Annotated in this window: 3 protein-coding genes; 2 read left to right on the top strand and 1 reads right to left on the bottom strand. The window is 62.6% G+C overall.

From position 1 onward, the window contains the following. Window positions 1-57 precede the first annotated feature (57 nt). Window positions 58-3015: a Tn3 family transposase gene (locus AX692_RS00510; RefSeq protein WP_066650597.1), complete on the bottom strand. Its 2958-nt coding sequence runs from the start codon at window positions 3013-3015 to the stop codon at window positions 58-60. Window positions 3016-3154: 139 nt separating this feature from the next. Here AX692_RS00510 and AX692_RS00505 point away from each other — a divergent pair, with 139 nt between their 5' ends. Next, on the top strand, window positions 3155-3706 hold the full coding sequence (locus AX692_RS00505) for a recombinase family protein (RefSeq protein ID WP_004213210.1): 552 nt from the start codon (window positions 3155-3157) through the stop codon (window positions 3704-3706). After that, on the top strand, window positions 3703-4488 hold the full coding sequence (locus tag AX692_RS00500) for an SDR family NAD(P)-dependent oxidoreductase (protein WP_004213209.1): 786 nt from the start codon (window positions 3703-3705) through the stop codon (window positions 4486-4488). Before AX692_RS00505 ends, AX692_RS00500 begins: the two co-directional genes overlap by 4 nt. Window positions 4489-4598: the final 110 nt, after the last annotated feature.

The following is a 4598-nucleotide window of genomic DNA, read 5'->3' as shown; positions in this document are numbered from 1 at the left end:
GGGGTGACTACACGAAAGTGACGTATCTGCACGGAAAGGGCGAACGGATAGCGAACGTCACGCGGCAAGTAGGGAGTTGACGGCGCGCAGCGGTCGCAAGGCGTCCGGATCGGGTTGATCTTCAACATTCCAGCTATAGTCACCGGTCAGCGAGATATGCTCCCAGCCCAATGGCGCGATGTGGCGTGCGATTTCGTCGGCTGTGCCGATGTCCGCCAGCGCCATTTCGAGATAGCGAGTGTTCCACAAGATGATGGCGGCGACGAGCAGGTTGAGGCCGGAGGCGCGATAGGTCTGGTTCTCGAACCGACGATCGCGCAGTTCGCCGAGCTGGTTGAAGAAGAGCGCGCGGGCGAGCGCGTTGCGGGCTTCGCCTTTGTTGAGGCCCGCCTGGGTGCGCCGGCGCAGGTCGATGTCGCGCAGCCAGTCGAGCATGAAAATGGAGCGTTCGAGGCGGCCCAGCTCGCGTAGTGCGAGGGCCAGTCCGTTCTGTCGCGGATAGGCGGACAAGCGGCGCAGCATTGCCGAAGCAGTGACGGTGCCGGTGCGGATCGACGTGGCGAACCGCAGCAGTTCGTCCCAATGCGCCGCGACATGACCCAATGCGATCGGTTCGGCCGTCATGCCGGCAAGCAAGGGGCCGGATTCTTGGCCGGGAAGGAGGTGTAAACGACGCTCCTTGATGTCGCGCAGGCGCGGCGCGAAGCGGTAGCCGAAGAAGGGCATGAGGCCGAACACATGGTCCGATGCCCCGCCCGTATCGGTGTAGTGCTCCTCGATCGTCAGGCCGGTCTGGTGATACAGCAAGCCATCCAGCACATAGGGCGCTTCGCCAGCGGTCGCCGCGATCACCCGACTTGCGAAGGGGTCATATCGATCCGAGACATGGGTGTAGAAGGCAACGCCTGGTTCGTTGCCGCTGCGCGCGTTGATGTCGCCGATCGCGGCCCCACGGCCCCCGGCATGAAATTGCTGTCCGTCGCTCGACGAAGTGGTGCCGTCTCCCCACAGCGCGGCGAGCGGCATGGCGCGATGGGCGTCGATCAGCCTTCCCAACGCTTCGCCATAGGCGGCTTCGCTGATGTGCCAGTCGTGAAGATGGGCGAGCTGACGCAGACTTGCGCCCCGGCAGGTTTCCGCCATGCGTGTGAGGCCGAGATTGATGCCATCGGCGAGGATGACCGTGAGCAGCGCATTGCGATCGTCGGCTTCCCGGCCCGAACGACGATGGATGAAGCATTCGCTGAACCCGGTCCAGGCATCGACCTCCAGCAGAAGATCGGTGATCTTCACGCGCGGCAGTCGATCATAGGCGGCGCGACGGGCAATCTCGGTGGCGGGCGGTGTTGCCGCCTTCAGCGGCGAGATGATGAGACCGTTTTCGTCAAGCTTAACCTGGGGCAGCTCCCCTTGCCGTGCAAGGACCGTTACCTGCTCGATCGCCGTGTCGAGCCTGGTGCGCCGTTCCTCGATATGGCGCTCGAAATCCGTTTCGATGGCGAGCGGCAACGGCCCCTTCTCGCGCAGCGCCGCAAAGGTCGCCGGCGGTATGAGATAGCTGTCGAAATCGCGAAACTGCCGGCTTCCCGCGACCCATATATCCCCGGCTCGCAACCGCTCGCGTAGTTGCGACAAGGCGCATAGTTCATAAGCGGCACGATCAACGATGCCATCCCGCAGGACGAACGGGCGCCATGCGGGCGGCACAAAGCGTAGCGGCACGCGATCAGGCAAGCGCCGTTTGCCGGTCCGATATAGCTCCGCGATGATGGCCAGCGCTGACAGGAGCCCCTGAACCGCGCCGGCGCCGCGAAACTCGAAGGCGTTGAGAAAAGCGCCGACAAAGAGCTTCACCGTCCGATGCCGCTCGATCAATTCGGCGGTGCGATCGACGGTTTCCGGTCGCCCGAGCACTTCGGCCTGCTCGACGGCCACGGCGAAGTGCTGCCAGTCCAGCGCCTCGATCTGCGCCAGAGAATCCACGCCCTTGCTGCGCGCGTCGATGAGGAGGCGGCAAGACCCCGTGAGCGTCCGGAGGTGGCCTTGCAACTCGCGCACCGTCTTGAGGGCTTTGTCGCGGGTCCGGTTCTCGGCGCGGCGCGCCATGCTGCCCAACAGCTTGTCGAACATCGTCAGGGTGGCGTCGGTCAGGCTTTCCTCAAGCCGGATGCCGGTTGCCGCCAGCGTCGCATGGCGGCGCAGGGCATTGAGTTCGCCAAGGTGCTGGGGTGTGATGCGGCTGCCTTCGTCCGCCAGCCTGTCAAAAGTCAAAGCCGGGATCATGTCGGCACGGGCGCGATCGAGGCCCAGCGCGCGGATATAGGCGAGCCGTTCGATCAGGCGCAGGATGTTGCGCGCTGCCGGCGATTGTGGCGCATTGCGCATCCAGGATAGCCATGTCGCGACCTGCCCCGGTCGTCGGGCCAGCAAATCGTCCAGGCCCTGAAGGGTGTCAGGCAGCAGGCCATTCGTGAGCACTTCATAGGTAAGCTGTTCGGCTTGCTGGCGCGCCCGCCGCAGCACCGCTTCGAGAATCGACGGAGAAGGCAGGAGGATCTGCAGGCGCCGGAGTTCATCGACGATGACGTCTGCCATCTGGCCGGGGTGTATGATGGTCTGCGCGATTGGGACCGAGAAGGCGACAACTTCACGGAAAGCGTTGCGGTCAAAAATCCTGAACCCGTGCGATCGTCGGATTTCGACGAGATGCTCGCGACGGGTCTGGTCCCGATGGGCATAATCCGCGAAGGCTGCCGGCCCGACGCCGAGTTGCTGCGCCACATAGGCGAGCACAGGAGCGGGCGGGACTTCGCCCGCTTCCAGCGCACGGCCAGGCCATCTCATATATAGCATGAGCATCGCATAGCCGAGCCGGGTGGCATCGCCGCGACGGCGGCCGACAATTTCCAGGTCGTCGCTGGTCAGCGTATAATGACGCGCGATCTCGCGCTCATCGAGCGGCGCGCCATAATGCCTCGCCCAGATTTCCAGGCTCACCAGTCGCCGTCTCGCCAAGCATCATCTCCTTCGCTTTGCGTGTCCGTCAGACGGTCCTCTGGCGGCCAACAGGAATATGTCCGTTAACTCTGGACCTGTAACGGCGATTCGGACAAGATCGCATAATGACGGGAAAACGGACAGGATCGGGCATCATGTGGCGCTGATCGGCTATGCGCGCGTCTCGACCGCAGACCAGAAGCTGTCGCTCCAGCTTGACGCGCTGAACACTGCCGGGTGCGACCGTATATTCGACGATCACGCATCCGGGGCAAAAGCCGATCGGCCTGGCCTAACCGAAGCGCTCGCCTATTTGCGCCCCGGCGACACGCTGGTGGTCTGGAAACTCGACCGCCTCGGCCGCTCGATGAGCCACCTGATCGAGAAGGTCGGCGAGCTTGCGGCGCGCGGCATCGGGTTCCGCTCACTCACCGAGAATATCGACACCACCACTTCGGGCGGCATGCTGGTGTTCAACATCTTCGGCTCGCTGGCCCAATTCGAGCGTGACCTGATCCGTGAACGCACTCATGCCGGCCTCAAGGCCGCACGCGAGCGGGGCAACAAGGGTGGTCGCCGGCCTGTCGTTACCCCCGACAAACTACGTAAAGCGCGGGCGCATATCGCAGCGGGCCTCACTGTTCGTGAGGCGGCGGCCCGGCTCAAGATCGGCAAAACCGCCCTATACAAGGCTCTGGAAAACGCGTGAAACCGCTGGCGATCAAGAACTCGTGGGTGCTGGTCACAGGGGCTTCGACCGGTTTGGGCAGAGCGTCCGCCCTCCGCTTGGCGGCATCGTACCAGGCCAAGCCCCTGATTGTTGGACGAAGGCTCGACAACTTGCGGGAGCTACAGACCGAAATTGACGAGCGGTTCAATGTGCCGTGCGAGATTATAGTGGCTGATCAACGTGAAATCGAGGGCAGGGAGAAAATCGCGGCTAAGGTTGCAGAATTGCAAGTAACAGCCGCTTTGTTGGTTGCCGGAATGACGAGCGTTGGTTCATTTGATGCAGGCCGTGCCGACACTTATGCCGAGGTAATTGAAACAAACATACTCGGTTTCACGGATTTGCTGGCTCGCCTGATTGCGATTTTCAGGGAGCAGCCGTTTGAATCCTCAGTAATCGCCGTGTCGAGCCTGGCGGGCGAAACATCCGTGCCCTTCCAAGCGGTCTACGGCGCGTCGAAAGCCTATGTGAGCACCCTCATGCGAGCGCTTTCCGTGGAGCTTGCCGGGACGGGAGTGAGTGTTGGGTCTTTTGCACCCGGTGGAATCGACACAGACATGGCTGCCCTCAGCGATTTGAAGTGGGGGAGGTTGGGTTTGATGGACGTTGACCGGTGCGCGGCCCATGCAGTCCACGCTCTGGTTTATCGGCAATCCTTCGCCATACCGGGGATGGGCAACCAGCTCACATATTTGGCGAGCAGGGTTCTACCTCGATCGTTGGTCAATCGGATTGCCGCCCTCCCATATCGGCGCCCGTAGGGCGGCACCACATAAAAGGGGCAGGAAAGCCTGCGAATAGCATCTGCTGGCATCGTACCGGATTTGTTCGCCCTTAGCGTGCAGATACGTCACTTTCGTGTAGTCACCCC

The sequence above is a fragment of the Erythrobacter donghaensis genome (genome assembly GCF_001557325.1).
In the GTDB taxonomy this organism is placed as follows: Bacteria; Pseudomonadota; Alphaproteobacteria; order Sphingomonadales; family Sphingomonadaceae; genus Erythrobacter; species Erythrobacter donghaensis_B.
Note: the sequence above shows the minus strand (reverse complement) of the source record. Positions and strands in the feature narration are given on the sequence as shown.